This is a genomic window from Achromobacter pulmonis (assembly GCF_902859765.1).
GTDB classification, from domain to species: domain Bacteria; phylum Pseudomonadota; class Gammaproteobacteria; order Burkholderiales; family Burkholderiaceae_B; genus Achromobacter; species Achromobacter pulmonis.
Window position 1 is genome coordinate 1 of record NZ_CADIJV010000034.1, and the last position, 26,127, is coordinate 26,127.

At 67.8% G+C, this 26,127-nt stretch carries 24 protein-coding genes; 9 read left to right on the forward strand and 15 right to left on the reverse strand.

Going from position 1 to position 26,127, the window contains the following annotated elements; translation table 11 throughout:
• Nucleotides 1-202: 202 nt before the first annotated feature.
• The 3 genes from argA to HV701_RS22345 all read left to right on the forward strand — a co-directional run bounded on the left by argA (nt 203) and on the right by HV701_RS22345 (nt 4,037).
• Nucleotides 203-1,561 (forward strand): amino-acid N-acetyltransferase, encoded by a 1,359-nt coding sequence (gene argA, locus HV701_RS22335; RefSeq protein ID WP_175135197.1) that lies wholly within the window; start codon nt 203-205, stop codon nt 1,559-1,561.
• A 118-nt stretch (nt 1,562-1,679) separates the two neighbouring features.
• Nucleotides 1,680-1,952 (forward strand): oxidative damage protection protein, encoded by a 273-nt coding sequence (locus HV701_RS22340; RefSeq protein ID WP_006393887.1) that lies wholly within the window; start codon nt 1,680-1,682, stop codon nt 1,950-1,952.
• Between the two features lie 129 nt (nt 1,953-2,081).
• Nucleotides 2,082-4,037: a phosphocholine-specific phospholipase C gene (locus HV701_RS22345; RefSeq protein WP_175135198.1), complete on the forward strand. Its 1,956-nt coding sequence runs from the start codon at nt 2,082-2,084 to the stop codon at nt 4,035-4,037.
• A gap of 114 nt (nt 4,038-4,151) precedes the next feature.
• Here HV701_RS22345 and phoU read toward each other — a convergent pair whose 3' ends face one another.
• The 5 genes from phoU to HV701_RS22370 form a co-directional block, all read right to left on the reverse strand.
• Complete coding sequence (gene phoU, locus HV701_RS22350; protein ID WP_175135199.1) at nt 4,152-4,880, reverse strand: phosphate signaling complex protein PhoU; 729 nt, start codon at nt 4,878-4,880, stop codon at nt 4,152-4,154.
• Nucleotides 4,881-5,041: 161 nt separating this feature from the next.
• Nucleotides 5,042-5,722 (reverse strand): ribose-5-phosphate isomerase RpiA, encoded by a 681-nt coding sequence (gene rpiA, locus HV701_RS22355; protein ID WP_175135200.1) that lies wholly within the window; start codon nt 5,720-5,722, stop codon nt 5,042-5,044.
• 39 nt (nt 5,723-5,761) lie between these two features.
• Nucleotides 5,762-7,426 (reverse strand): isovaleryl-CoA dehydrogenase, encoded by a 1,665-nt coding sequence (locus tag HV701_RS22360; RefSeq protein WP_175135201.1) that lies wholly within the window; start codon nt 7,424-7,426, stop codon nt 5,762-5,764.
• Between the two features lie 52 nt (nt 7,427-7,478).
• Nucleotides 7,479-9,008, reverse strand: coding sequence for an amidase (locus tag HV701_RS22365; protein ID WP_175135202.1), 1,530 nt, complete (start codon nt 9,006-9,008; stop codon nt 7,479-7,481).
• Between the two features lie 99 nt (nt 9,009-9,107).
• On the reverse strand, nt 9,108-10,499 hold the full coding sequence (locus tag HV701_RS22370; protein WP_244957916.1) for a DNA recombination protein RmuC: 1,392 nt from the start codon (nt 10,497-10,499) through the stop codon (nt 9,108-9,110).
• 163 nt (nt 10,500-10,662) lie between these two features.
• Between HV701_RS22370 and HV701_RS22375 the strand changes: the two genes are divergently transcribed.
• Nucleotides 10,663-11,397 carry a YrbL family protein gene (locus tag HV701_RS22375; RefSeq protein WP_175135203.1) on the forward strand — a complete coding sequence of 245 codons (735 nt, stop codon included), beginning with the start codon at nt 10,663-10,665 and terminating at the stop codon, nt 11,395-11,397.
• Nucleotides 11,398-11,401: 4 nt separating this feature from the next.
• On the opposite strand, the gene HV701_RS22380 is transcribed toward HV701_RS22375, so the two are convergent.
• From HV701_RS22380 to HV701_RS22420, 9 genes are all read right to left on the reverse strand, one after another.
• Nucleotides 11,402-12,127 carry a DNA-3-methyladenine glycosylase gene (locus tag HV701_RS22380; RefSeq protein WP_175135204.1) on the reverse strand — a complete coding sequence of 242 codons (726 nt, stop codon included), beginning with the start codon at nt 12,125-12,127 and terminating at the stop codon, nt 11,402-11,404.
• A gap of 4 nt (nt 12,128-12,131) precedes the next feature.
• Complete coding sequence (locus HV701_RS22385) at nt 12,132-12,488, reverse strand: arsenate reductase (RefSeq protein WP_175135205.1); 357 nt, start codon at nt 12,486-12,488, stop codon at nt 12,132-12,134.
• On the reverse strand, nt 12,485-13,294 hold the full coding sequence (locus tag HV701_RS22390; protein WP_175135206.1) for an ABC transporter permease subunit: 810 nt from the start codon (nt 13,292-13,294) through the stop codon (nt 12,485-12,487). Before HV701_RS22390 ends, HV701_RS22385 begins: the two co-directional genes overlap by 4 nt.
• On the reverse strand, nt 13,291-14,211 hold the full coding sequence (locus HV701_RS22395) for an ABC transporter permease subunit (RefSeq protein WP_175135207.1): 921 nt from the start codon (nt 14,209-14,211) through the stop codon (nt 13,291-13,293). Before HV701_RS22395 ends, HV701_RS22390 begins: the two co-directional genes overlap by 4 nt.
• Nucleotides 14,208-15,335, reverse strand: coding sequence for an ABC transporter ATP-binding protein (locus tag HV701_RS22400; RefSeq protein WP_175135208.1), 1,128 nt, complete (start codon nt 15,333-15,335; stop codon nt 14,208-14,210). The genes HV701_RS22395 and HV701_RS22400 overlap by 4 nt, the downstream gene beginning before the upstream one ends.
• A 5-nt stretch (nt 15,336-15,340) precedes the next feature.
• Nucleotides 15,341-16,444: a polyamine ABC transporter substrate-binding protein gene (locus HV701_RS22405; RefSeq protein ID WP_175135209.1), complete on the reverse strand. Its 1,104-nt coding sequence runs from the start codon at nt 16,442-16,444 to the stop codon at nt 15,341-15,343.
• A 149-nt stretch (nt 16,445-16,593) separates the two neighbouring features.
• Nucleotides 16,594-17,259: a 3-deoxy-D-manno-octulosonic acid kinase gene (locus HV701_RS22410; protein ID WP_272909571.1), complete on the reverse strand. Its 666-nt coding sequence runs from the start codon at nt 17,257-17,259 to the stop codon at nt 16,594-16,596.
• A gap of 55 nt (nt 17,260-17,314) precedes the next feature.
• Nucleotides 17,315-17,737, reverse strand: coding sequence for a group II truncated hemoglobin (locus tag HV701_RS22415; protein WP_175135211.1), 423 nt, complete (start codon nt 17,735-17,737; stop codon nt 17,315-17,317).
• Nucleotides 17,737-20,268 carry an ABC transporter permease gene (locus HV701_RS22420; protein WP_175135212.1) on the reverse strand — a complete coding sequence of 844 codons (2,532 nt, stop codon included), beginning with the start codon at nt 20,266-20,268 and terminating at the stop codon, nt 17,737-17,739. The genes HV701_RS22415 and HV701_RS22420 overlap by 1 nt, the downstream gene beginning before the upstream one ends.
• A gap of 113 nt (nt 20,269-20,381) precedes the next feature.
• Here HV701_RS22420 and HV701_RS22425 point away from each other — a divergent pair, with 113 nt between their 5' ends.
• The 3 genes from HV701_RS22425 (at nt 20,382) to HV701_RS22435 (ending at nt 23,347) form a co-directional block, all read left to right on the forward strand.
• A complete protein-coding gene (locus HV701_RS22425) occupies nt 20,382-21,356 on the forward strand; it encodes a TRAP transporter substrate-binding protein (RefSeq protein WP_175135213.1) in 975 nt (324 codons plus the stop codon).
• Between the two features lie 181 nt (nt 21,357-21,537).
• On the forward strand, nt 21,538-22,038 hold the full coding sequence (locus HV701_RS22430; protein WP_175135214.1) for a TRAP transporter small permease: 501 nt from the start codon (nt 21,538-21,540) through the stop codon (nt 22,036-22,038).
• A 31-nt stretch (nt 22,039-22,069) separates the two neighbouring features.
• Nucleotides 22,070-23,347 carry a TRAP transporter large permease gene (locus HV701_RS22435; RefSeq protein ID WP_175135215.1) on the forward strand — a complete coding sequence of 426 codons (1,278 nt, stop codon included), beginning with the start codon at nt 22,070-22,072 and terminating at the stop codon, nt 23,345-23,347.
• Nucleotides 23,348-23,467: 120 nt separating this feature from the next.
• Here HV701_RS22435 and HV701_RS22440 read toward each other — a convergent pair whose 3' ends face one another.
• A complete protein-coding gene (locus HV701_RS22440; protein WP_006388526.1) occupies nt 23,468-23,758 on the reverse strand; it encodes a DUF3579 domain-containing protein in 291 nt (96 codons plus the stop codon).
• Nucleotides 23,759-23,906: 148 nt separating this feature from the next.
• Between HV701_RS22440 and HV701_RS22445 the strand changes: the two genes are divergently transcribed.
• Nucleotides 23,907-25,088, forward strand: coding sequence for an aspartate aminotransferase family protein (locus HV701_RS22445; protein WP_175135216.1), 1,182 nt, complete (start codon nt 23,907-23,909; stop codon nt 25,086-25,088).
• Between the two features lie 56 nt (nt 25,089-25,144).
• Complete coding sequence (argF, locus tag HV701_RS22450; RefSeq protein ID WP_175135217.1) at nt 25,145-26,086, forward strand: ornithine carbamoyltransferase; 942 nt, start codon at nt 25,145-25,147, stop codon at nt 26,084-26,086.
• The last annotated feature ends 41 nt before the right edge of the window (nt 26,087-26,127 follow it).

A 26,127-nucleotide genomic window follows, 5' to 3' on the forward strand; every position in this document is an offset into this window, starting at 1 on the left:
CTTGCCCGAGGCCCGGGTCGGCCCGTCGGCCGGCACGGGCGGCCGCGGGCGGGAGGATTCTGGCATGTACGATTTATCCGGTTAGCTGCCTATTATATAAACGCCCCGCCGCCATATAATTTCGCCACGCCGTCGCGCGACGGCGCGTTGACGCGGCCTGGCGCCGCGTTGTTGCCGACCCTCAGGAATTGCCCCTGCCATCATGCCCGACCTGGAACCAGACACCGTCTCCGCCCTTGAAGCCCCCGAATTCGCCGCTGCCCAGTTCGTCCGATGGTTCCGAGATGTCGCTCCCTATGTGCACGCCTTCCGCGGCAAGACGTTCGTGGTGGCGTTCGGCGGTGAACTGGTGCAGGCCGGGGCGCTGAACGCGCTGGTCCAGGATCTGTCGCTGCTGTCCTCGCTGGGGGTCCGGCTGGTGCTGGTGCACGGCTCGCGCCCCCAGGTCAATGAACAACTGCGCCTGAAGGGTTTCACCCAGCAGTTCGACCGCGGCCTGGCGCCAACCGACGCCGCCGCGCTCGAATGCGCCAAGGAAGCCGCCGGCGAAATCCGCCTGGATATCGAGGCCGCGTTCAGCCAGGGCCTGCCCAACACGCCGATGTCGCACGCGCACATCCGCGTCATTTCGGGCAACTTCGTCACCGCGCGTCCCACCGGCGTGTTGGACGGGATCGATTACAAACACACCGGCCAGGTGCGCAAGATCGACGTCGATGCGCTCAAGTTCGCCATCGAAAAAGGCTCATCGGTGGTGTTGCTGTCGCCGCTGGGCTTCTCGCCCACGGGCGATGCCTTCAACCTGGCCATGGAAGACCTGGCCACCAGCGTGGCCGTGGCGCTGCGCGCCGAAAAGCTGATCTTCCTGTCCAGCGGCCAGGGCGTGCTGAACGACGACGGCTCGGTCGATACCGAACTGGCGCGGGTGGATGCCGACGCGCTGCTGGCCGCGGGGTCGCTCGACGAGGAAACCGGCGCCTACCTGCAATATGCCTCGCTGGCGGTCAAGCGCGGCGTGGCCCGCGCCCACCTGGTGCCGTTCGCGCTGGACGGCAGCGTGCTGCTGGAAATCTTCACCCATGACGGCGTCGGCACCATGGTGGTGGAAGACACGCTGGACGATCTGCGCCCCGCCACGCTGGATGACGTCGGCGCCATCCTCAGCCTGATCGAGCCGCTGGAGGCCGACGGCACGCTGGTGCCGCGCCCGCGCAGCGTGATCGAGCGCGACGTCGAGAACTTCACCGTGCTGGAACACGATGGCGTGATCTACGGTTGCGCCACACTGCACAACTTCCCCGGGGAAAACATGGCCGAGATGGCCTGCCTGATCGTGCATCCGGAATGGCAGGGCTCGGGCGAAGGCGAGATCCTGCTGCGCCACATGGAATCGCGCGCCCGCGCCAGCGGCGCCAAGCGCCTGTTCGTGCTGACCACCCGCACGTCGCACTGGTTCATGAAGCGCGGCTTCGTGCCGGGCGGCATCACCGACCTGCCGCGCGAAAAGCAGAACAACTACAACCGCTCTCGCAACAGCCTGGTGTTCATCAAGAAGCTGTGACGCGCCCACGCCCCAGGCCTGGCCGGGCGGCTACCCGCAGTGCCCGCAGGGGCTTGGCGGCCTTGCGCCGCCAAGCCCGCTAAAATGGCCCATTACCCATTCTTTCCGGCAGCGAACCATGGCCCGTACCATCAACTGTGTGAAATTGAAGCGTGAAGCCGAAGGGCTGGATTTTCCGCCCTACCCCGGCGAACTCGGCACCCGCATCTGGCAGAGCATTTCCAAGGAAGCTTGGGAAGAGTGGAAGCAGGTGCAGACCCGCCTGGTCAACGAAAACCGCCTGAACCTGGCCGACGCCCGCGCCCGCAAGTACCTGCAGCAGCAGATGGAGCGCTTCCTGTTCGAGGACGGCAGTGTCGAAGCCCAGGGCTACGTTCCGCCCTCGGCCTGATTGCGCCACGGCGCGCGACACGCCTCTGCGAAGCCCCTCGCCCGCGAGGGGCTTCGCACTTTCCGGCGGGCTGCCCGAGGGCCGCGCCCAACTTAAGATTCCGCTATTGCAGGCCGTATTAACGCTGTCATGACAGAAGATCCGAGTTCCGTTTCGTCCGCCGACTTTCCCGGAACCATCCGGCGCGCGCTCGCGATCGCCCCCGACCGCAAGCACGGCACGCTGGACGATGTGCGGCACGTCGTCATCCTGATGCAGGAGAACCGGTCTTTCGACCATTACTTCGGCGCCCTGCCGGGCGTGCGCGGCTTTGCCGATCCGCACCGCGTGCCCACCCCGGACGGCGACGTGCTGACCCAGCGCGATGGCAACACGCAGGTCCGCCCCTATGCCCTGCAAGACGAATTCGCCAGCCACGTGCCGGTGGGCTACATCACGCCGCACACCTGGGACGATGCCCAGCGCGCCTGGAACGATGGCCGCATGGACCAATGGTTGGCGGCCAAGCGACGCCTGGGCATGGGCGCCTACCGCCCCGCCGAGCTGCCCTTCCAGACGGCGCTGGCCAATGCCTTCACGCTGTGCGAGGCCTATCACTGCTCGATCCAGGCAGGCACCAATCCGAACCGGCTGTTCCTGTGGACCGGCACCAATGACCCGCAGGGGCGCGCCGGCGGCCCGGCCCTGGTCAACACCCATGACCGCCTCGGCCCGGCCGACCAGGGCTATGGCTGGACCACCTATCCCGAGCGCCTGCACGCCGCCGGCATCGACTGGCGCATCTACCAGGACATGGCGGACAACTTCCATGACAATCCTCTCGCCGGCTTTCGCCAGTACCGCCGCCAGCATGGCGCCGGCCTTGCCGACGCGCCGCTGCGCGACCGAGCCTTGTCCACCCGGACCCTCGACGATCTGGCGCGCGACGTCGACCAGGGCACGCTGCCGCAGGTGTCATGGATCATCGCCCCCGCCGCCGATTCCGAACACCCGGAGGTCTCGTCGCCGCGCCAGGGCGGCGCCTACACCGAACGCGTGCTGGACATCCTGACGCGCAACCCCGCCGTCTGGAGCGGCTGCGTGTTCCTGGTCACCTACGACGAGAACGACTGCTTCTTCGACCACATGCCGCCGCCGGCGCCCCCCGCCCGCAATGCCGCCGGCCAGCCGGGCGGCCTGTCGACAGTGGAACTGGACGGTGAATACCACGACACCCGCCACGGCCCCAGCGCCGCCACCCCGGACGATCCGCCGGCCCTGCATGGGCGCGCCTTCGGCATGGGCCCGCGGGTGCCGATGCTGGTGGTCTCGCCCTGGAGCCGAGGCGGCTGGGTCAATTCGCAGGTGTTCGACCACACCTCGGTGATCCGCTTCCTCGAAGCCCGCTTCGGCGTGATGGAACCCAATATCAGCGCCTGGCGCCGCGCCGTGGCCGGCGACCTGACCTCCGCCTTCGACTTCGCCGGCGATCGCACCGTGCGGCACGCCGACAGCGTGCGCCACGCCTGCGCCCTGCCCTATGCCCTGGAGGCCGTGGGCCGCATGAGCGCCGACGGCGAACACTACCGCCTGACCTTCCGCAACCCCGGCTCGGCAGGCGCGGTGCTGCATGTGTACGACCGCCTGGCGCTGGAACACGCGCCGCGCCGCTACACCGTCGGCGCGGGTGCGCGGCTGGACGACGGCTGGCGCGTGGACGGCGACGGCGCCTATGACCTCTGGTTGCTGGGGCCGGACGGCTTTCACCGCCAGTTCCGCGGCGACCGGCGCGATGCCGGCCAGCTCGAAACGCAGTTGGTGCCGGTCAGCTCCGGCCTGCGCCTGCGCCTGATCAACCACGGCGACGCGCACCTGCCGGTGCAGATCGAATCGCGCCTGGGCGACCGTTGGCGCGCCGTGGCGCAGGTGCCGGCCGGCGGCGCGCTGGAACTGAAATACGCCGGCTGCGAAGACTGGTACGACCTGGAGATCAGCGCGCAGGACCTGCCGGCCTTCGGGCGGCGCCTGGCCGGCCGCATCAGCACGGGCAAGTCGGGCGTGCCGGACCCGCGGCTGTGCCAGGGCGCCGAGTTGCCGCCGCGCTGACGCCGCGCGCAGCTCGAACCGGCGGCGGCACAAAAAACCCCAGGCGCGGGGTAGCGTCATGGGGTTTTTCTGCGCCCGGCAAGGGCAAGCGCGGCGGCCGGGCCGCCGCGGCGCTCACTCGTCCTGCGACGCGGGCGTGTCTTCTTCACCGCGCGCCAGGCGCTCGGTGTTCTTGACGCCGGTGTGGCGCACGTCGGCACCCTTGACCATGTAGATCACGCGCTCGGACATGTTCTTGGCATGATCGCCGATGCGTTCGAGCGCGCGGGCGATGAAGATCATGTCGATGGCGCGCGAAATCGTGCGCGGGTCTTCGATCATGTAGGTGATCAGGTGACGCAGCGCCCCCTTCCATTCCTTGTCCACTTCCTTGTCGCTGCGCACCACGGCGGCGGCCAGGATCGGGTCGAGGCGGGCGAAGGCGTCCAGGGCCTGATGCAGCATGGTGCGCACGTTCGCGGCCATGTGGCGCAGTTCGATCACCGGAATGTGGCGCAGTTCCGATTCATGGATGCGACGCGCCACGGTGGCCACTTTCTCGGCCTCGTCGCCCGAGCGCTCCATGTCGGTCAGCATCTTCGACACGGCCATCAACATGCGCAGGTCAATGGCAGTGGGCTGGTGGCGGGCCAGGATGCGGCTGATGCTCTCGTCGATCTCCACTTCGTGGCGATTGACTTCCTTTTCACGCTCGCGCACCTTTTCAACCAGCGCCAGGTCGCCGCTGGCCAGCGCGTCTATGGCCTCCTGGATCATGGCCTCGACCACGCCGCCCATCTGCAAGAATTGCGAACGGACGCTTTCCAGATCAGCGTCGAACTGCTTGTTTGTGTGCTCCGTCATCCGGGCTCCCTGCGTGGTTGGTCTCATTGCATTGCCCCGATATGAAAGCGTTTCAATCAAGAATGGGCCTGCACAACCCGCAAGGTTATGACCCAAGTGTGACAGGATTATGAATCGCGGCCGCAGGCCCCGCAAGCGCGCGATCCCGCTCCTGTCCGCGCTCAGGCGCGGCGATCCAGGCGGCGGATGCCGTTCTGGGTGGCCAACAGCGCCACGTCGGCGCCGGCGATGGCGAACAGGCCGCAGGTGACCACGCCGGGCAGGTTGTTGACACGGGCTTCCAGGCCGGGCGCGTCGGTGATCGACAGGCCCGACACGTCCAGGATGATATTGCCGTTGTCCGTCACGAAACCATCGCGCAGGCGCGGCTGGCCGCCCATGGCCACCATGGCGCGGGCCACCGACTCGCGCGCCATGGGGATGACCTCGATCGGCAGGGGAAACTTGCCCATGACCTCGACCAGTTTGGATTCATCGGCGATGCAGACGAAGCGGTCGGCCACCGAGGCCACGATCTTCTCGCGCGTCAGCGCGCCGCCGCCGCCCTTGATCATATGCAGGTTGGCGTCGATCTCGTCGGCGCCGTCGACGTAGATCGGCATCGACGCCACATCGTTCAGGTCCAGCACCTTCAAGCCGTGGCCGGCCAGGCGCGCGGCGCTGCGCTCGGAACTGGCCACGGTGCCACCGATCCGCCCCTTGAAACGCGCCAGGCCGTCGATGAAGAGATCGGCCGTGGAACCGGTGCCGACGCCGATGATGACATCGGGACCGGCGACCTGTTCAACCAGTTCCAGGGCCGCGTCGGCGGCTTGTTGCTTGAGTTCTTGTTGCGAGAGCATGGCGGGAATGCGCAAAAAAGGTGAGTGAAGCGGAGAAATTTAGCACGCAGCCGCGGCCGGCCAGGCCCGCGCCAGCACCGCGGCCACATCAGTGCCGGCCGCCAGTTCGCCGAACACGCCGCCCGCCGCCCCCAGTCGGCTGCCGACGAAGCCCCGCGCCACGGGCTCGGGGGCATGCCGGATCAACAGCGCCGCCTGCCACAGCCGCGCCAGCCCACAAGCGATGCGGCGGGCCTGGAACTCGGCCTGGGCCGGATCGGCCAACAGCGCGCGCCACCGCGCCAGCGCCGCATCGAATTCCGGATAGCGCCCGGTGGCGGGCGCGAACTCGCCGTCCAGCGCCGGCAGCGCCTCGGGCTCGCGCAGCAAGGCCCGCAGCACGTCCAGCGCCATGACGTTGCCCGAGCCCTCCCAGATGGAATTGACGGGCGTTTCCCGGTACAGGCGCGGCATCGGCCCTTCCTCCACATATCCGTTGCCGCCCCAGGCCTCCATGCATTCGGCCACCGCCGCGATCGCGCGCTTGCAGACCCACAGCTTGGCGGCCGGCGTGCCGACCCGCGCCAGGGCGCGCGCGGCGGGATCGGCGCGTTCATCCACCGCGCGCGCCAGGCGCAGCGCCAGCGCCTGGGCGGCTTCCGATTCCAGCGCCAGGTCGCCCAGCACATTGCGCATCAGCGGCTGCGCCAGCAATGGCTTGCCGAAAGCGTGGCGGTGGCAGGCGTGGTGCAGCGACTGCGCCAGCGCCTGGCGCAACAACGCGGCGCTGCCCAGCACGCAATCGAGCCGGGTGGTGGCGGCCATCTCCAGCAGCACCGCGAGGCCGCGCCCGGGCTCGCCGAGCATGACACCCCAGGCGTCCTCGAACTCGACCTCGGCGCTGGCATTGCTGTGATTGCCCAGTTTGTCCTTCAGGCGCCGGATGCGGACCGCGTTGCGTGGCCCTTCCGGAATCCAGCGCGGCACCAGGAAGCAGCTGAGCCCCTCGTCGGTCTGCGCCAGCACCAGATGGGCGTCGGCCTGCGGCACCGAAAAGAACCACTTGTGGCCCACCAGCAGATAGGCGCAACCACGCCCGACCGTGCTCAGCGGCGTGGCGCGCGTGGTGACCGCGCGCAGGTCGGAACCGCCTTGCTTTTCGGTCAGGCCCATGCCAATCAGCGCGCCGCGTTTGCCGGCCAGCGGCGCGTCGGCGCCGTCGAACTCACGCGAATACAACGCGGGCAGCCAATCGCCGGTGTAGTCGATCACGCCCGCCGGTTCGCGTTGCAGCAGGGGCACGGCGGCAAAGGTCATGGTGGTGGGACACAGCGTGCCGGCCTCGACCTGGCCCTGCATCAGGTACGCCGCCGCCCGCGCCACCTGCGCGCCCGGCACCGGCTGGGCCCAGGCGCGGCTGTGCAGGCCGCGCGCGACGATGCCGCTCATCAACAGTTGCCAGGCGGGATGGAAGTCGACATGGTCAATGCGATGACCGGCCCGGTCATAGGCCTGCAGCCGCGGCGGATAGCGGTTGGCGTCGACGCCGGCGGCCAGGGTCTGGGCGCGTCCCAGCCACGCGCCATGCGCGCCCAGGTCGCCGAGCCAGGCGCCGGCGCCCTCACGCACGGCCGCCTCGCGCAGCGCCGGGTCGGTGTCGAACAGGGAATAGTCCTCCAGGGGCGGGACCTGGTTAAGTACGGTGTGGGTCACGAACGACGGCATGCTGGCTCCTCTTCGTTGATGCGCCGCGTCCCGGCGCGCCCCGCCCGCGGGCCTATCTGGCGATGGGCGCCACCCGCTGCCAGGGCCGCAGGGCCTCGACCTGGGCGGCCATTTCCAGCAGCCAGGCCTCGCTGCCCAGCGGGCCCATGACCTGGATGCCGATCGGCAGGCCGTCGGCCGACAGGCCGAACGGAATGGAAATGGCGGGCATGCCCGTCAGGTTGGCCAGCGGCGCGAACGGCGAATAGCCGATCACGCCCTTCTTGCCGAGACGGTAGGCCAGGTAGTCGGCATTGTCCATCGCATAGCGGCCGATGGGTGCCGGCGGTTGCGCCAGCACCGGCGACAGGAACAGGTCATAGCCCTGCGTACCCTCGCGATGCAGGAAGCGGCCGATACGGCGCGTGATCTCGTGGCAGGTATCGACGCAAGCCACATACTGGGCGCCGGAAATCGCCCGGGCGTACTCGCGCGCGCCCAGCGTGGTCGGCTGCAACTCATCGGCCGCCAGACGGCGATTGCGCGCGCCGACGAAGCTGTCGATGGCGTTGGCGGCGGCGCTGGCGATCAGCGGCAGCATCGGCGACAGCACTTCCTCGGAACCGACCGGCGGCGCGGCCACAGTCAATTCGTGGCCCAGCCCGGCGAACAGGCGTGCGGCCTCGTCGAGTACGGCCGCGACTTCGGGATGGATGGCCTCGCCTTCGTAGGTGGTGTTGATATAGGCAATGCGGCGGCGCGGCGACGACCGCGGATCGGCCGACACCCGCGCCACGATGTCGCGATAGGAGTCGCCCGGCCTGGCCGGCGCGGCGTAAGGCGCGCCCACGTCGGCGCCAGCGCTGATATCCAGCGCCGCCGCGCAATCGCGCACCGACAACGTCATCATGTGTTCCGTGGCCAGGCCGCCCCAGCCCTCGCCCTTGAGCGGGCCCAGCGGCATCATGCCGCGCGAGGGCTTCAGGCCCAGCACGCCGCAGCATGAGGCCGGAATCCGGATCGAGCCGCCGCCGTCGCTGCCGTGGGCAATGCGCACCATGCCGCTGGCCAGCGCCGCCCCGGCGCCGCCACTGGAGCCCCCGGCACTGTGGCCGGCCTTCCAAGGGTTCTGGGTCGGCGCGCCATAGACCGGCGATTCGCTGGTGGGACTCAGGCCCAGTTCAGCGCTGGTGCTGCGGCCGAACGGAATCAGGCCGGCGCGGCGGTAGCGCCTGACGATCTCGGCATCGACGTTCCATTCCACCTGGCCGTACAGCACCGAACCCATGGTGCTGGGCAGGCCGAGTGCGGCGGTGCCCAGGTCCTTGAGCAGCGTCGGCACGCCCAGGAACGGCTGCTCGCGCAGCAGCGCCAGGCGTTGTCCGGAGGACAGCGCCGCCAGCGCGTCGTCCTGCGCGCGCGCCAGCTCCAGGCCGAGTTCGGCCCGCACGCCACAGGCTGCATTGATCGACGGATTGCGTGCCGCCACCCGTTCCAGCGCCTGCTCCATGGCGGCTAGCGCCGTCGTGGCCCCCTGGGCGATATCGGCGCCCAGCGCCATCGCGTCGAAGGAAGAGGAATCAACTCGGTCAGCGGTGGCCATGCGTGCGATGCTCCTGATATCGACGGCGGAATGCCGCAAGTATGAGGATATCGACAGAGCGCCCCGGTCACAAGCCGGGTCCGACGGCGGCCGCGCGAATCAGGCGCCGGGCCCTGGCGCAGCGGGCGTATCGCCAGCGGCGGGATCGTCCGCGCCATCGTCGGCCGCCGCGCCCCCGGCGCCCAGCAGGCGCAGCGCCTCGGCCTCGGGCAAAGCCTCGACGCTCTTCAGGTTGCGCAGCATGGCGCGGGTGCGCACCTCGGTCTGGCCGATCTTGCTGCTGGCGGTGTCCAGCGTCTTCTTGACGCCGGCGAGCGCATCACCGAATTTGCCGAACTCGGTCTTGACCGCGCGCAGCACCTGCCAGACCTCGGACGAGCGCTGCTCGATGGCCAGCGTGCGGAACCCCATCTGCAGGCTGTTGAGCAACGCCGCCAGGTTGCTGGGCCCGGCCACGTTGATGCGCAGATCGTGCAGGCGGTCCAGCAGCCCCGGACGCCGCAGCACTTCCGCATACAGGCTCTCGGTGGGCAGGAACATGATGGCGAAATCGGTCGTGTGCGGCGGCGCGATGTACTTGCCGGCGATCGACCGGGCCTGCACCTCGACCGCCTTGCCCAGTGCGATGCCGGCCGCCTTCACGCCCTCGGCGTCGGCGGCTTCCTGCGCGTCCATCAGGCGCTCGTACTCTTCCTTGGGAAACTTGGCGTCGATCGGCAGCCAGACCGGAGCGCCGCCATCGCCGCGTCCCGGCAGGCGGATGGCGAACTCGACCACCGCATCGCTGCCCGGCACCGGTTTGATGTTGCTGGCGTATTGCTCCGGCGTCATGTTGTCTTCGATCAGCCGGGCCAGTTGCACCTCGCCCCAGGTGCCGCGCGACTTGACGTTGGTCAGCACGCGCTTGAGATCGCCCACGCCGGCCGCCAGCACCTGCATCTCGCCCAACCCTTTGTGCACGGCTTCGAGACGCTCGGACACCTGTTTGAAGGACTCGCCCAGGCGCTGCTCGAGGGTGGCATGCAGCTTCTCGTCGACCGTGCGGCGCATATCGTCGAGCTTGGCGCTGTTGTCATTCTGCAACGCCTGCAGCCGCTGATCGACCGTCGTGCGCACCTCCATCAGGCGCCGCTCGCTGATCTGGATCAGCCCCTGCAACTGGTCACCGAAGCCGGCCGCAAAGCGCGCCAGCGACTCGGCCGATTCGGCCCGCGCCGCCTGTGCATCGCGGGTCAATGCGGCGCGCAGCTCACCCTGCGACTGGGCCAGCTCCTGGCGCAGGCCGCGGGTGGATTCGGCGAATTCGGCGCGCAGGCCGCGCTGGCCCTCGGCCATCTCGGCGCGCAAGGCGCGCTCGGTGCGCTCGAGCCCGTCAAGCAGGGCATCCAGGCGCTCGTCGCGGCCGGGCCGCGACAGCCAGGCCAGCAGGCACGCCAGGCAGGCCAGCACCGCGCCCACGGCGGCGATCCACAGCAGAACATCATTCGACAAAACCGGTCCTCGATGAATGACTTGCCCACGCCGGGCACGCGAAATTATAGGACTGCGTTCCGACCCCTGTATCTATCCGAAACGACTTCCAGGACGCCAGTCAAAAACAAAAGCAAGCAACAGCATTAAACTGTTAACAACTACATAAAAACCTTAAAAACAGTTGAATACAGCTGATTTTCCCCCGTTTTGCCAGCCCCCTGTCGCCTTCGGCGCTGTCTTCGGCCCTTTGAATCTGAATGACGAGACGCCGGTGGCGGTCGGTGGGGATCGGCACATATTCCAGCATCCCCATGCCCCTGCCCTGCTGGTCAAGGTCATGGACATGCAGGCACGCGCCGTCTACCTGGAAGCGCGTCCGTTCAAGCGCTGGTACAAGCAATATCAGCGCGAAAGCGCCTACCGCGTCTACCTGAACGAAATCACCGAATACGTCACCACCACCACGCGCCCGTCCGGTGTCTGGCAAGTGCCGATGGCGCGTGTCCTGGGCGTGGCGCAGACCACGCTGGGCCTGGGCCTGCTGGTCGAGAAAATCACCGATGAGGCCGGCAACATCGCCCCCACCGTCGCCGACCTCGCGCGCCAGGGCAAGATGAACGACGCCCTGTCGGCGCAACTGGACGAATTCATCGAAGACCTGGCCGATGCCCACGTGGTGCTGCACGACCTGTCAGCCGCCAACATCGCCTGTGGCCAGAACGCCGATGGCAAGTCGGGATTGTTCCTGATCGACGGCTTTGGCGTGCTGCCGCTGATTCCGGTCTACGCCTGGAGCAAGCGGCTGAACCGCCGACGCATCCGGCGCAAATACAACGAAATGCGCGACGCCATGGCCCGGCGCGCCCGCGAAGCGGCGCTCAAGGCGGGCCGCGCCGACGACGGTCAGTCCGCCTGATGCCTCACGGCGCCCGCGGCAGGGGCGCCCCCTGTTGATCGACCCAATGGTAGTCTCGCCCGGCTTGCTGGCCGCGGCGCAAGGGGTTGCGCGTGCACCACGCGGCATACGCCGGATCGACGTAGCGGTATTCGAGGTGTTCGTCGCGTCCGGGCGGGATGCCCAGGCGGGTGGTGCTGATCAGGGCTTGCGGTGACTCGCCCACGTCTTGCACGAAGAGCGCCCTTGGGTCAAAGCGGCGCGCGTCCCAATCCGGCACCTTCAACCCCAGCGCGCGGCACAGCAGCGTCTGGCCGGCGCACAACCGGGCCGGCGGCCGGGGCTGCCCCTGGGCATCGGGGTTCAGGGCCTGCATGCGCGCCAGCGCCTCGGGTCCCGACACTGCGTCGACCCAGGGATAGCCGGATTTGATCAGCACCGCGTTACCCGGACCGCCCGCGCTGAAGTTGAGCGAATCGCCGCCGCGGGCGTAATACATATAGACCACGCCGCCATCCATGAACAGGGCACGGCGCTTGTGGGTGTAGCCGAGCGAGGCGTGGCTGCCCTTCTCTTCCAGGTAATAGGCCTCGGTCTCGATGATGCGCGCCGACAGCCACAGGCCGTCGACCCGATGGCGCACCACCTTGCCCAGCAGTTCGCGCGCCAGCTGGCGCGCATCGCGATCGAAAAAGGCATCGGGCAACGCCAGGCCGGCGCCACGCGATGCCTTGTCGGCCCTGGCCGCCACGGGATCAGGCGAAACGTTCGCCGTAGCGCTTTTCGCTGAAGCCGACGCCGACTTCGCCGTCGGGCGTCACCGCCACCGGGCGGCGCACCAGCGCCGGGAATTCAGCGATCAGCTGGGTCCACTGGGCGTCCGTGCTGGCGGTCTTGCGCTCGTCGGGCAGGTTGCGCCAGGTCATGGAAGCGCGGTTGACCAGCTTTTCCCAGCCGCCAAGCTGGCCGGCCCAGTCCTTCAGGGTGGCGGCCGGCACCGGATGGTCGCGGTAGTCGATGAACTGGTGATCGACGCCGTGCGCCGTCAGCCACTCACGCGCCTTGACGCAGGTGCTGCACTTGGTCAGGCCATACAGGGTGGTTTGCTTCATTTGGGTTCGGACTCCTTGCGCCATTGCATGCGGTTGGCCAGGATGACGCAGGTGCCCACCGCCAGGATGAACAGCGTCGCCAACGCATTGATCTCGGGTTTCAGGCCCAGCCGCACGCGCGAAAAGACTTCCATCGGCAAGGTGCTGGAGCTGGGGCCGGACAGGAATGACGCCAGCACCACATCGTCCAGTGACAGCGTGAACGACAGCAGCCAGGCCGACGCCAGCGCCGGCGCGATCAGCGGCAGCGTGATCCTGAAGAACACGGTGATGGGCGTGGCGCCCAGGTCCAACGCCGCCTCTTCCAGCGAGCGGTCGAGGTCGCGGACGCGGGTCTGGATCACCACCGCCACGAAGGCCATGCACAGCGTGACGTGGCCGACCCAGATGGTGAAGATACCGTTCTCGGCCGGCCAGCCCAGGTGACCGCGCAGCTCCACGAACATCAGCAGCAGCGAAATGCCCAGCACCACTTCGGGGATCACCAGCGGCGCGCTCAGCATGCCGACGTACAGCGCGAAACCGCGAAAGCGCCCCATGCGCCCCAGCACGTAGCCGGCCCAGGTGCCGATGATGACCGCCGCGGTGGCGGTCATGGCGGCGATCCGGAACGACAGCCAGGCCGCGCGCAGCAGCGCGTCGTCGTTGAACAGCGAGTGGTACCAGCGCATCGAAAACCCGGTCCAGGAGGTGACGGCGGGCGATTCGTTGAACGAGAACACCATCAGGCTGATGATGGGCACGTACAGGAAGAAGTAGCCCAGGCCAAGCACCACGGTGCGCAAGGTCTTGTTGGGACCGTTCATTTGCGCCCTCCGCCAGCCAGTTCCTGCTGCTTGACCTGGTTGTACTGGAATAGCGCCAGCGGCACCAGCAAGAGCAGCACCATCACGCAGGTCACCGCCGAGGCCATCGGCCAGTCGGTGTTGTTGAAGAACTCGTTCCACATGACCCGGCCCATCATCAACGTGTTGGCGCCACCCAGCATTTCGGGGATGACGTATTCGCCGACCGCCGGGATGAACACCAGCATGGCGCCGGCGATGACGCCCTGGCGCGACAGCGGCACGGTGATCTGCCAGAACGCCTGCCAGGGCCTGGCGCCCAGGTCATAGGCGGCTTCCAGCAGGCGCAGGTCCATCTTCACCAGCGTGGCGTACAGCGGCAGGATGAAGAACGGCAAATAGGCATAGACCATGCCGATGTACACGGCCAAGTCGGTGCGGTAGATCTCCAGCGGACTGGAGATGATGCCGAGCCATTGCAGGAAATTGTTCAGCAGCCCGTCGTTGCGCAGGATGCCGACCCAGGCATACACACGCAGCAGCAGCGAGGTCCAGAACGGCAGGATCACGCCCAGCAGCAGCAGGTTGCGCACCCGCGGCGACGAACGCGCGATGTAGTACGCCATGGGGTAGCCGATCAGCACGCAGGCCAGCGTGGTGATAGCGGCGATCTTGACCGAGCTGAGGTAGGTGGCGAAATACAGGCTGTCGGTGAACAGCAGGATGTAGCCGCGCAGGTGCAGGCTGAACTGCACCGCCTCGTCCTTGAACTCGGCCAGCGAGGTGTACGGCGGAATGCCGAACTTGAGCTCGGCAAAGCTGATCTTGAACACCAGCAGGAACGGCACCAGCAGGAACAGCACCAGCCAGGCGAACGGCGGCACCACCGCCAGCGTCCGGCCCGAGGGCAGCCAGTCGCGGGGCGAGAAGCGGCTCATGACGCCAGCACCGTCGCGCTGTCGGCGTCCCAGCTGACGAAGATCTCTTCGTCGATCCCCGGCGCGTCCAGCAGGGCCAGTTGCAGGCTGGGCACGCTGGCCTCGACCATGGCGCCGGAATCCAGGCGGATCTGGTAGAGCGCGTAGCTGCCCATCCAGGCCATGTGGCTGACCATGCCGTGGGCCCAGTTGTAGTCGCCGTCGGGCTGCTGGCGCGACACCACCATGCGCTCGGGACGGATGGAGACGTGCACCTCCATCCCGAGCGGTTCGCTGACGCCATGGCTGACGTACAGCGGACGGCTCAATTCCGGACTTTCGATGGCGACGTGGTCGGGTTCATCGACCACGATGGTGCCGGTGAACATGTTGGTCGAGCCGATGAAGCTGGCGACAAAGCGCGAGTTCGGGAAGGCGTAGACGTCCTGCGGCGTGCCACACTGGACGATCTGGCCCTCGGTCATGACCGCCAGGCGGTGCGCCATGGTCATGGCCTCTTCCTGGTCGTGCGTGACCATGATGCAGGTCACGCCGACCTGCTCCAGGATCTTGACCAGCTCGATCTGGGTCTTCTGGCGGATCTGCTTGTCCAGCGCCGACATCGGCTCGTCCAGCAGCAGCAACTTGGGCCGCTTGACCAGGCTGCGCGCCAGCGCCACGCGCTGCTGCTGGCCGCCGGACAGTTGGTTGGGCTTGCGGCGCGAATAGCCGGCCATCTGCACCAGGTCCAGCGCCTCGAACACGCGGTCGTGGATCTCGGCGCGGTCCACGCCTTCCTGCTTCAGGCCGAAGGCCACGTTGGCCTCGACCGTCATGTGCGGGAACAGCGCGTACGACTGGAACATCATGTTCACCGGCCGCCGGTACGGCGGCACGTTGGTGATGTCCTCGCCATCGAGCAGGATCTGGCCCGAAGTGGCTTCCTCGAAGCCGGCCAGCATCCGCAGCAGCGTCGACTTGCCACTGCCGGAACTGCCCAGCAACGCGAAGATCTCGTTGCGCTTGACCGAGAGATTGACGGAACGGACGGCGACCACGTCGCCGAAGATCTTGACCACATCGGCCACCCGGACGAACTCGTCCGGATCGGCCGCATGCTGCGCCGAGTAACGGCTATCGCTCATGATGACTAGCGCCCCGACTTCAGCTCGGCCCACATGCGCGTCTGCAGACGCTGGATGTTCAAGGGCAGCGCCTTGATGACATACAAGGTCTTGGAGACTTCGGGCGACGGGTAGATCATGGGGTTGTCGGCCACGTCCTTGACCACGTACTTGCGCGCCTCTTTGTTGGCGTTCGGGTAGAACATGGTGTTGGTGATGGCGGCGTGCACCTGCGGCGTCTCGATGTAGTTGATGAACGCCAGGGCCTCTTCCGGATGCGGCGCGTCCTTCGGAATGACCATCAGGTCGAACCAGGCCGGCGCGCCGCCCTTGGGGATGAAGTAGTTCACTTCATAGGGCTTCTTGGCCTCCTGGGCGCGCTTGCGGGCGATCATGACGTCGCCGGAGAAGCCATAGACCATGCACAGGTCGCCCACGGCCAGTTCGTCGATGTAACCCGAGGAGCTGAACTGGCGGATGTACGGGCGGATCTGCTTGAGCACGTCCAGCGCGGCCTTGTAGTCGTCCGGGTTGGTACTGTTGGGGTCCTTGCCCAGATACTTGAGCACCGCCGGGAACACCTGCGCGGCCTCGTCCAGCATCGAGATGCCGCATTCCTTGAGCTTGGCGGCATTCTCGGGCTTGAAGATCATGTCCCAGCTGGCCAGGTCGACGTTGTCGCCCATGATCTGCTTGACCTTGGTGACGTTGTAGCCCAGGCCATTGGTGCCGTAGCCCCACGGAATGGCGTATTCATTGCCGGGATCGACCGCGGCGACCAGTGCCATGACGTCGGGATCCAGGTACTTCCAGTTGGGGATCTTGGACTTGTCCAGCTTCTGGAACAGGCCGGCCTCGATCTGGCGCGAGGCGTAATGGGTGGACGGGACAACGACGTCGTAACCCGACTTGCCGGCCAGCAGCTTGGCCTGCAGCGTGTCGTTGTTGTCGTAGACGTCATAACGGACCTTGATGCCGGTTTCCTTCTCGAAACCCGAGATCGTGTCCGGGGCCGTGTATTCAGCCCAGTTGTAGACGTTGACGACCTTGTTCTGCGCCATCGCCGCCGACGTGGCTGCCGCGACCAGCATCGTCCCCAGCGCCCAGCGCATTCCCGCCCGTAGTTTCATTACCAGCCCCCCAGCGATATGCCGTAAGTTACAGGAGTACCAAAAGGCGAAATCATAAAGCCTTTTAGCGGTGGACTGCCCAACCTTGCCGGGAGATTTAGCGCAATTTGCCGCAATTGGACCCCGATCGGCCCGTGGCGCCGCCGGTCTCAGGGCTGGACGCCGACGCCCCAGGCGGTCCAGTAGCTGTCGCGCAATCTGAGCCAGAAGCGCTCGCCGTCTTCCCCCGCCACCTTGACCAGCGAACGGCGCAAACGTTCCAGGTTGCCCTGGCGCTGGCGGTCGGACAGCCCGCCCTGGGTGCCGCGGTCGAAATCGATCAGCCAGACCCGGCCATCGGATCCGATGAGGATGTTGAAGGCGTTCAGGTCGGCGTGCCAGACGCCGGCGCGGTGCATGCGCACGATGGCTTCGGCCACCGGCTGCCACACGGGCTCGGCCAGCGCCTGGGCCAGCGGCCGCACCCCCGGGATGCGCTCGACCACGATCGCGGCGCGGTAGGTCGGCCCCTGGCGCCAGTAGGCCGCGGCCAGCGGCGCCGGCACCGGCAGCCCCTGGGCGCGCATGGCGGCCAGCAGGCGGAATTCACGGAAACTGCGGGTGCGGCCTTCGCCCGCCCACAGATAAGTGTCGCGGCTGAGCTTGGCGATCAGGCCGCCGCGCCGGTAACGCCGCAGCACCCCCTGCCAGCCCGCCCCCTGGACGAACCAGGCCGCCTGGCGCCCGCCCGCGTCCACCGGCCGGGCGCGATCGCCATAGTGGGCCGGGTTGAAGAGCTCGGGGCCGGCCTCGCCCAGACGCGCGTCGGCCAGCATGGCGCCGCCCAGCGGCGCCGGCCAGCCGAGGCGCCGGGCGCCGCTGGCATCGCGCTCAGCCTTCACGGTTGCGCATCCAGTCGGCCACGCCGAAGAACGATTGCAGCAGGCGCTCGACCAGGGCCAGATCGATGCCCTCGTCTTCCATGGCGCGGCCCATGCAGGCCACCCATTGGTCGCGCTCGACCTGGCCGATCGAGAACGGCAGGTGCCGCGCCCGCAGGCGCGGATGGCCAAAGCGCTGGATGTAGTGGTCGGGACCGCCGAAGTAGCCGCACAGGAACCAGAACAGCTTGTCGCGGGCCGCGTCCAGACTGGGACCGTGCGCGGCGCGCAGTTCCTTCAGGTCGGGCTCGATGTCCATCAGGTCGTAGAAGCGGTCGACCAGAGCGCGCACGCCGGGCTCGCCGCCCAGGAGATCGAAAATGCTGCGGGAGGTTGCCACGGGTTCGGTAGGGGTTTGGACGGAGGTCGTCATCAGGTTTCTCTCAGGGTGACCAGCGGCGGGGTGCGCAGCACGCCGCGCAGCGCCAGCGCGCCGCCGGCCCAGGCGCCGAGCATGCCCGCGCCGATCCCCACCAGCCAGGGCCAAAGGCTGAGGGTAATCGTGAAATCGAATACCTGGGTTGATAAAACCCAAGCAATCGCGCTGGCGCCGGCCGCTGCCAGCAGGCCCGCCAGGCCGCCCACCGCCCACAGCTCGATGCGCTGCGAACGCGCCAGCTGACGCCGGGTGGCGCCCAGCGCGCGCAGCACCGCGGCCTCGCGCATGCGCTCGTCGCGGGTCGCGGTCAGGGCGGCCGACAGCACCAGCACCCCGGCCGCCAACGTGAACAGGAACAGCAGCTGCACCGCGCGGCCGACCTCGTTGAGCACCGACTGCAACTGCTGCAGGATGGCGCCCACATCGAACACCGTCAGGTTCGGGAACTGCCGCACCAGCGCGGGCAGCACCTGGGCCTTTTCGGGCGGCAGGTAGAAGGACGTGATCCAGCTTTGCGGCATGTCGGACAGGGTGGCGGGCGTGAGGATGGCGAAAAAATTGACGCGCATCGTATCCCAATCCACCCGCCGGGTACTGGTCACGGCCACCTCGAACTGCTGGCCGGCCACATCGAAGGTCATCTTGTCGCCCAGCTTGATGCCCAGGGTCTTGGCCAGGCCCGACTCCAGCGATACCTCGGCCGCGCCCGGCTTGAGCCAACGGCCTTGTTCGATGCGGTTGGACGACGGCAACTGCTCGCCATAGGACAGGTTGAATTCGCGGTCCACCAGGCGCTTGGCCCGCGGCTCCTCGTAGTCGTCCGGCCCCACCGGCTTGCCGTTGATGGCGATCAGGCGGCCGCGCACCATCGGCGACAGCACAATCCGACCCAGCCCCTCGCGGCTCAGCGCCTCGGTCACGGCCTGGCGCTGGTCCGGCTGCACATTGATGAGAAAACGGTTGGGCGCGTCCGGCGGCAGCGTGCGCTGCCAGCCCTGGATCAGGTCGGTGCGGGTCATGGCCAGCAGCAACAGGGCCATCAGGCCCACCGCCAGCGCGCACACCTGGGTGATGGTGGCGGCGCGCCGCCGCACCACGCCCGCCAGCGCGAACCGCAGCGCCGGCAGGCCGGCGGCCAGGCCGCGCAACCGCGCCAGGCCCAGGATGCAGAGCCAGGCCACCAGCGCGAACAGCGCGAACGCCGCCAGGAAACCGCCCGCCACCACCCCGCCCAGCTTCGCATCGCCGGCGAACCACCAGATCAGCAGCGCGAAACCGACCGCGCCGACGCCATAGCCCAGCGCGCCGCGGGCGCTGATGACGTCGGCATCCCGCCGCAGCACCCGCGCCGGCGGCACGTGGCGCAACTGCGCCAGGGCCGGCAGGGCGAAGCCCAGCAACAGCAGCAGACCGGTCAGCAGCCCCTGCAGGGCCGGTATGGCCGAGGGCGCAGGCAGGGCCGTGTCGATGAGCGAGCCCAGCACCATCACCAGCGCCTGATGCACCGCGTAGCCCAGCAGGCAGCCGGCCGCCGAGGCGAACAGGCCGACCAGCGCGAATTCCAGGGTCAGCATGCGCGCGATCTGCGATTGCACCGCGCCCAGGCAGCGCATCACGGCAATGCCGTCGCGGTGCCGCGTCATGTAGCGGCCGGCGGCCAGCGCCACCGCCACAGCCGAGATCAGCACCGCCAGCAGCGCCACCAGCGACAGGAAGCGCTGCGCGCGGTCCAGCGTGCGGCGCACCTCGGGCCGTCCCGACTCCAGGGTGGCGACCTTCTGGCCGCGCTTGAGGTTGCGGCCGAGCCAGGCCGAATAATCGGCGACCGCGTCCGGCTGGCCGGCCACCAGCAGCGCGTAGCCGATCCGGCTGCCGGGCGCGATCAGGCCCGTGGCCGGCAGGTCGCTGGCGCGCAGCATGACCCGCGGCGCGACGTTGACGAACTGCATGCCGCGATCCGGTTCGTAGGTGATGACCCGGTCGATGCGCAGGCGGGTGTCGCCCACGTTGAGGAAGTCGCCGACCTTCAGGCCCAGCAGCGCCAGCAATTGCCCATCCACCCACACCGCGCCCTCGGGCGGAATGTCGCGGGTGGGCGCATCGGGCTGGAATGGGGCGCCGGTCACCCGCAGGGCGCCGCGCAGCGGATAGCCGGGTTGGACCGCCTTCAGGGCGGCCAGCTGGGCGCCCTCGCCGGCGCTGACCATGGACGGGAACTGCCAGGTGCTGGACACCGCCAGGCCACGCTCGCGCGCCTGCTCCACGAAGGCCGGCGGCACCGGCTCGTCGGCGTCCAGCACCAGATCGGCGCCCAGCATCTGTCCGGCGTCGCGCTCCAGCGCCCGGCTGACGCGGTCCGCCAGGAAGCCCACGCTGGTGACGGCGGCCACCGCCACCACCAGGGCCAGCACCAGTAACCGCAGCTCGCCGGCGCGGGCGTCGCGCAGCATCATGCGGGCGCCCAGCGCCAGGGTGGTCCAGAAACCGGGGCGCCTGGCCCGGGAGACATCAGGGAAATCCATCATCTGCCAATGTTAACCAACGGCCGGAATGGGGGCCGAATCCCGCTATCATGCGCGAAGCGCCCCCGTGGCGCCTCACACTTGCTGAAAAAAATACTGATCCCCTGGAGAAGACAATGCGTAAATCCTGGCTCGCGGCCACGATGCTTGCCGCATGCGCGGTCGCCGCGCCCCTGGCCGCCTCGGCCCAGGCCCCCCTCAAGATGGCCTATGCCCTGTCCACGTCGTCGCATTATGGCGCCGGCGCCGACGCTTTCGCCAAATCCATCGAAACCGCCAGCAACGGCAAATTCAAGGTCCAGCAATTCGCCAACAGCGCGCTGGGCGGCGAACGCGAAGTGATCGAGGGCCTGCAGATCGGCACCATCGACCTGGCGATCGTCTCGACCGGCGCCACGCTGAACTTCGTGCCGGAAACGGGCGTCTTCGACATCCCCTTCCTGCTGCGCGACCTGCAACACGCCCGCAAGGTCCTGGACAGCAAGATCGGACAGGATATGCTGGCAAAGTTCCCCAGCCGCGGCATCATCGCGCTGGCCTGGGGCGAACAGGGCTTTCGCCATCTGACCAACAACGTGCGCCCGGTCAAGACCCCGGCGGACGCCAAGGGCCTGAAAATCCGCACCACGGAAAACCCCATCCACATCACCGCCTTCCGCCAGATCGGCATCCTGCCGACGCCGATGGCCTGGCCGGAAGTGGCCACCGCCCTGCAGCAGGGCACCATCGACGGCCAGGAAAACCCGCTGTCGGTGATCACCTCGGCCAAACTGTCGCAGATGCAGAAGTACCTGTCGCTGACCGGCCACGTCTATGGCCCGGCGCTGGTGCTGATGTCCGCCAACGTCTATGACAGCCTGTCGGCCGAGGACAAAGCCAAGTTCGACCAGGCCGGCAAGGCATCGGCCCAGGCCATGCGCGCCTACGTCGACAACATCGAGAAGACCGGCGTCGAGCAGCTCAAGAAGGAAGGCATGCAGGTCACCGAAGTCGACCGCGCCGCCTTCGCCGCCGCCGTCGAACCGGCCTACCCCGAGTACTACAAGAAGTTCGACAAGAAGCTGATCGAGTCGATCCGCGACACCAAGTAAAGCGCAAGGCCGGCGCGGCCGGACGCGCCGGGATGACGGAACCGGTTTTCGTCCCCCGGCCGCCCGGTCCGCGCGTGGCGCCTGCCCGGAATCGCGGCCCATCCCCGGACACCGCCACGCGCGCTGCCGGGGGCCGCCTTCCCGGTCTGCCGCGTCCTTGTTACCCGCTCCTGGAACCCTCATGCGTCTGCTCTGCGCCTTCGACCGCCTCCTGTTCAAACTGGTGTCGGTCATCGCCCAACTCCTGCTGGTGGCCGCCGCGGCCGCCGCCTTCTACCAGGTCATCGCCCGCTTCGTGCTGCATTCGCCCGCCGACTGGAGCGAGGTGCTGACCCGCGCCCTGCTGATCTGGACCGTGCTGCTGGGCGTGGCCCTGGCCTTCCGCCACGGCGCCATGATCAGCGTCGAATTGCTGCGCAACCTGCTGGGTGGCATGCGCCGCCGCGTGCTGGAGGCCGTGATCGGCCTGATCTGCGCCGGCTTTCTCGGTTTCATTGCCTGGATCGGCGGCCACATGACCTACCGCGTGCGCTTTCAGACGGTGCCCAGCCTGGACATCTCGATTTCCTGGATCTACCTGGCGATCCCGGTTGGCGCGACGCTCGCCGCCATCGCCGTACTGGCGCGCTGGTGCGCCGGCCAGGAAGAAGACGCCCCCGTGCGCAACGACGCGCAAGGTTGAGCCCCGCCCCGAACAAGCAGCCGATATCGCCATGTCCCAATTAATGATTGTCTCGATGCTGATTTTCTTCGGGCTGTCCGTGCCGGTCGCCGTGTCGATCGGACTGGCCAGCCTGGCGGGAGTCGGCGCCGCCAACCTGCCCTGGCTGGTGGTGGCCCAGCAGCTGTACGCCGCGCTGGACAAATACCCACTGGTCGCGATCCCGTTCTTCATCCTGGCTGGCAACCTGATGGAAGCCGGCGGCATTTCCGAACGCATGGTGGAATTCGCCAAGAGCGTGGTCGGCGGCATCCAGGGCGGCCTGGCCTGCACCTGCGTGCTGACCTGCATGATCTTCGCCGCCGTGGCCGGCTCCAGCGTGGCCACCACTTTCGCGGTTGGCGCCATCCTGATCCCGGCCATGGTGCGCCATGGCTACCCCGCCCCCTTCGCCGCCTCGCTGCAGGCCAGCGCGGCCGAGCTGGGCGTGATCATCCCGCCGTCGATCCCGATGATTCTGTTCGCGGTGTCCACCGACACCTCGACCGGCGAACTGTTCATCGCTGGCGTGCTGCCCGGCATCCTGATCGGCACGGCGCTGATGTTCTACGTCTGGCTCTACGCCAAACGCAATCACCTGGGCAAGCGCGACGGCGAAGGCCGCCTGCCGCTGTGGCCGTCCTTCAAGCGCGCCTGGCTGGCCCTGATGATGCCGGTGATCATCCTGGGCGGCATCTACGGCGGCATCTTCACCCCGACCGAAGCCTCGGTGGTGGCGGTGATGTACGCGGTGGTGGTGGGCAAGTTCATCTACCGCCGCCTGAGCTTCAGGCAATTGTCCGGCACCCTGCACAAATCGGTCGTCTCGACCGCCGTGATCATGTTCGTGATTGCCAATGCCGGCGTCTTCAGTTTCCTGCTGAACCGCGCCGGCATTCCGGATGCCCTGGGCGTCTGGCTGGCGCAATTGTTCGACACGCAGATCACATTCCTGATGGGCGTGAACCTGGCGCTGTTCCTGATCGGCATGTTCATCGAGACCTCGGCGTCGATCGTGGTGCTCGCCCCCCTGTTGCTGCCGGTCGCCGTGAAATTCGGGCTGGACCCGGTGCACTTCGGCATCATCATGGTCGTGAACCTGGCGCTCGGCATGATCACGCCGCCGTTCGGGGTGAACCTGTTCGCCGCCAGCGCGGTGGCCAAGGTGCCGCTGGAACGCCTGATCAAGCCCCTGATCCCGTTCGTCGGGGTGGTGGTCGTCTGCCTGATCGTGATCACGTACTGGCCGGCCTTGTCGCTGGGCCTGCGCGACCTGGTGTACGCGAAGTAGCGTGGCGCGCGCCGCCACGCACAGGCGGCGGCGCGCGCCACGGCCGGTGCCGGAGCGCGTCTGCGATGGGCCGGAAACGGAAAAGCGCCCGGGGTGGGCGCTTTTTCGGTTCTGGCGGGGCTAGATTTCGCGTTCTTCCGTCTTGAGGTGGTTGTCGCGGGCGAAATCCACCACGAACTTGTACGCCAGCGGTTCGAGGTCGCGCAAGCGCTGGTCGACCACGATGCCGCGCACGCCGTCGATGACGACGGGAAGCACGTAGGGCGAATAGGTGAGGTGGTTACCCGCACAGCCGGCAGGCCGGAACTGTGCCATTACGCCGGCCAGCCGTTCCGCCCAATCGCTGGGGCGAAAGCGGCTGCCGCTCTCGGTAACGCCATGAATTACGAATTGTCTGACGCGAGTTGCCATGGATTCTTCACTACGGAACGCCCACCACTAAGCCGGATCGTCGGCGTGATCAAACATGCGCCCCGCGCCGCGAATTGTATATGATTGATCCTTTGCCCTGTCCCGCAAGGCACTTTGCCCAGGGAAAAAAAGCCCAGGAGGACCCGCAATGACCTCGCCGCTGGCCAATATTTACGCCCGGTTGCCGGTCGCATTCACGCACGGCCAGGGCGTGTGGCTGTGGGACGCCCAGGGTCGCAAGTACCTGGACGCGCTGGCGGGCATCGGCGTTTCCTGTCTGGGCCATGCCCATCCGCGGCTGGTGGCCGCCATCGGCGAACAGGCCGCCCGCGTCATCCACACCTCCAACCTCTACGACATCCCGCTGCAGACCGAGCTGGCCGCGCGCCTGGCGCGCCTGTCCGGCATGCGCGAGGTGCTGTTCAACAACAGCGGCGCCGAGGCCAACGAGGCCGCCATCAAGCTGGCGCGCTACCACGCCTACCAACGCGGCAACCGCCACGCCCACATCATCACGATGGATTCGTCCTGGCACGGGCGCACCCTGGCGACGCTGGCGGCCACGGGCAGCGACAACGCGCGCAAGGGCTTCGAGCCCCTGCCCTCCGGTTTCATTCAGGTGCCCTACAACGACGCTGCCGCGATCCGCGCCGCCGGTGACGCCGAACCGCGCGTGGCGGCCGTGCTGCTGGAGGCGCTGCAGGGCGAAGGCGGCATCCGTCCCTCCGACGCCGCCTTCCTGCAAGAGGTACGCCAGTTGTGCACCGAGCGCGGCTGGCTGCTGATGATCGACGAGGTCCAGTCGGGCATCGGCCGCACCGGCAAATGGTTCGCCCACCAGTGGGCCGACATCGTGCCGGACGTCATGACCCTGGCCAAGGGCCTGGCCGGCGGCGTGCCGATAGGCGCGATGCTGGCCGCCGGCCCCGCCGCCGGCGTCCTCACCCCCGGCAGCCATGGCACCACCTTCGGCGGCGGCCCGCTGGTCTGCGCGGCCGGCCTGGCGGTGCTGGACGCACTGGAAGCGGAAAACCTGCTGGACAACGCCCGCACCGTGGGCGGCCACCTGCAGGCGCGGCTGTCGGCCGAGCTGGCCGGCGTGGCGGGCGTGGCCGAGGTGCGCGGCCGCGGCCTGATGCTGGGCATCGAACTGACCCGTCCCTGTGGCGTGCTGGCCCTGCGCGCCCTGGAGGCAGGCCTGCTGATCAACGTTACCCGCGAGCGCGTCGTCCGCCTGTTGCCGCCGCTGGTGCTGTCGCGCGCCGAAGCCGATCAGATCGTCGGTATCCTGGCGCCGCTGATTCGACAGTTCCTGGCCGAACATCCATAATCAACCTCCCGCCCGGGCCACGAGCCCGTCCGGGCCCAATGACCTGCGACATCACCATGACTCCTCCCACGACTCAAAACGGCCCCTTGCGGCACTTCCTGCAGTTCAAGGACTTCTCGTCCGCCGAGATCGCCTACGTGCTGGACCGCGCGCGGCTGATCAAGGAAAAATTCAAGCGCTACGAACCCCACATGCCGCTGCACGACCGCACGCTGGCGATGGTGTTCGAAAAGGCCAGCACCCGTACCCGCGTCTCGTTCGAGGCCGGCATGTACCAGATGGGCGGCTCGGTCATCAACCTGACCTCCAATGATTCCCAGCTGGGCCGCTCCGAGCCCATCGAGGACACCGCGCGCGTCATCTCGCGCATGGTCGACATCGTCATGATCCGCACGTTCGAGCAGACCCGCATCGAGCGCTTCGCCTCGCACTCGCGCGTGCCCGTGATCAACGGCCTGACCAACGAATTCCACCCCTGCCAGATCCTGGCCGATATCTTCACCTACATCGAGCACCGCGGCCCCATCGCCGGCAAGACGGTCGCCTGGGTCGGCGACGCCAACAACATGGCCTACACCTGGCTGCAGGCCGCCGAGATGCTCGGCTTCACGCTGCACGTATCGACCCCGGCCGGCTACGAGCTCGAAGCCGCCCGCATCGGTTCGCCGTCGGACAAGGTGTTGCGCCAGTTCAAGGACCCGATGCAGGCCTGCCAGGGCGCTCACCTGGTGACCACCGACGTCTGGACCAGCATGGGCTACGAGGCCGAGAACGACGAGCGCCGCGCCGCCTTCGCCGACTGGTGCGTGGACGCCGAGATGATGGCCGCCGCCGATCCCCAGGCCGTGTTCATGCACTGCCTGCCCGCCCACCGCGGCGAGGAAGTCACCGGCGAAGTCATCGATGGCCCGCAGAGCGTGGTCTGGGACGAAGCCGAGAACCGCCTGCACGTACAGAAGGCGCTGATGGAATTCCTGCTGCTGGGCCAGTTGAAGTAAGCGCCACGCCCCTGAAAAAAGCAGCCCCGCGGGGCTGCTTT

Excerpts from the sequence above, each read along its gene's own strand:
- HV701_RS22365 (WP_175135202.1), bottom strand. The coding sequence starts at position 9,008 with ATGGCCACCGCTGACCGAGTTGATTCCTCTTCCTTCGACGCGATGGCG.
- HV701_RS22345 (WP_175135198.1), top strand. The coding sequence starts at position 2,082 with ATGACAGAAGATCCGAGTTCCGTTTCGTCCGCCGACTTTCCCGGAACC.
- HV701_RS22385 (WP_175135205.1), bottom strand. The coding sequence starts at position 12,488 with ATGAAGCAAACCACCCTGTATGGCCTGACCAAGTGCAGCACCTGCGTC.
- HV701_RS22360 (WP_175135201.1), bottom strand. The coding sequence starts at position 7,426 with ATGCCGTCGTTCGTGACCCACACCGTACTTAACCAGGTCCCGCCCCTG.
- HV701_RS22430 (WP_175135214.1), top strand. The coding sequence starts at position 21,538 with ATGCGTCTGCTCTGCGCCTTCGACCGCCTCCTGTTCAAACTGGTGTCG.
- phoU (WP_175135199.1), bottom strand. The coding sequence starts at position 4,880 with ATGACGGAGCACACAAACAAGCAGTTCGACGCTGATCTGGAAAGCGTC.
- HV701_RS22395 (WP_175135207.1), bottom strand. The coding sequence starts at position 14,211 with ATGAGCCGCTTCTCGCCCCGCGACTGGCTGCCCTCGGGCCGGACGCTG.
- HV701_RS22440 (WP_006388526.1), bottom strand. The coding sequence starts at position 23,758 with ATGGCAACTCGCGTCAGACAATTCGTAATTCATGGCGTTACCGAGAGC.
- HV701_RS22425 (WP_175135213.1), top strand. The coding sequence starts at position 20,382 with ATGCGTAAATCCTGGCTCGCGGCCACGATGCTTGCCGCATGCGCGGTC.
- HV701_RS22340 (WP_006393887.1), top strand. The coding sequence starts at position 1,680 with ATGGCCCGTACCATCAACTGTGTGAAATTGAAGCGTGAAGCCGAAGGG.
- HV701_RS22445 (WP_175135216.1), top strand. The coding sequence starts at position 23,907 with ATGACCTCGCCGCTGGCCAATATTTACGCCCGGTTGCCGGTCGCATTC.
- argF (WP_175135217.1), top strand. The coding sequence starts at position 25,145 with ATGACTCCTCCCACGACTCAAAACGGCCCCTTGCGGCACTTCCTGCAG.
- HV701_RS22400 (WP_175135208.1), bottom strand. The coding sequence starts at position 15,335 with ATGAGCGATAGCCGTTACTCGGCGCAGCATGCGGCCGATCCGGACGAG.
- HV701_RS22410 (WP_272909571.1), bottom strand. The coding sequence starts at position 17,259 with ATGCTGGCCGACGCGCGTCTGGGCGAGGCCGGCCCCGAGCTCTTCAAC.
- HV701_RS22405 (WP_175135209.1), bottom strand. The coding sequence starts at position 16,444 with ATGAAACTACGGGCGGGAATGCGCTGGGCGCTGGGGACGATGCTGGTC.
- HV701_RS22435 (WP_175135215.1), top strand. The coding sequence starts at position 22,070 with ATGTCCCAATTAATGATTGTCTCGATGCTGATTTTCTTCGGGCTGTCC.
- HV701_RS22420 (WP_175135212.1), bottom strand. The coding sequence starts at position 20,268 with ATGATGGATTTCCCTGATGTCTCCCGGGCCAGGCGCCCCGGTTTCTGG.
- argA (WP_175135197.1), top strand. The coding sequence starts at position 203 with ATGCCCGACCTGGAACCAGACACCGTCTCCGCCCTTGAAGCCCCCGAA.
- HV701_RS22390 (WP_175135206.1), bottom strand. The coding sequence starts at position 13,294 with ATGAACGGTCCCAACAAGACCTTGCGCACCGTGGTGCTTGGCCTGGGC.
- HV701_RS22415 (WP_175135211.1), bottom strand. The coding sequence starts at position 17,737 with ATGACGACCTCCGTCCAAACCCCTACCGAACCCGTGGCAACCTCCCGC.
- rpiA (WP_175135200.1), bottom strand. The coding sequence starts at position 5,722 with ATGCTCTCGCAACAAGAACTCAAGCAACAAGCCGCCGACGCGGCCCTG.